A 372-nucleotide genomic window follows, 5' to 3' on the forward strand; every position below is an offset into this window, starting at 1 on the left:
CCAGAGTGGATCATGAGTCCATCTACAAACTTCATTGATTTGGCACGTTGACCACGCAGCTTGCCAGATACAACAACTTCACAACCACGGGCACCAGATTCCATGATGAAACGGAGAACACCATAGCAAGCACGACGTACAGCGAGACCTCCGATAAGCTTGTATCTTAGAGATTCGGCCTGGGCGATAGCGCAAAGGCCACGAGTAGCCACCTTTTCAGCATACAATTCTACAGATTGCTCTGGAATGTTGAATCGCTTCTGTACTACGGAAGTCAGCTCACGGATTCTGCGTCCTTTCTCTCCGAGCACACTCTGTGTCCTGGTGGCCATAATAATGATCTCCGAGCGGATGGGAGTGACCCGCACTTCC

The 372-nt window shown here is 50.5% G+C and carries 1 protein-coding gene; it reads right to left on the reverse strand.

Going from position 1 to position 372, the window contains the following annotated elements; translation table 11 throughout:
* A partial coding sequence (locus tag F0L46_RS27890; protein ID WP_240540170.1) for a KH domain-containing protein occupies window positions 1-332 on the reverse strand: 332 nt, incomplete at its 3' end.
* Between the last annotated feature and the right edge of the window lie 40 nt (window positions 333-372).

Source organism: Salinarimonas soli (genome assembly GCF_008386575.1).
GTDB classification, from domain to species: Bacteria; Pseudomonadota; Alphaproteobacteria; order Rhizobiales; family Beijerinckiaceae; genus Salinarimonas_A; species Salinarimonas_A soli.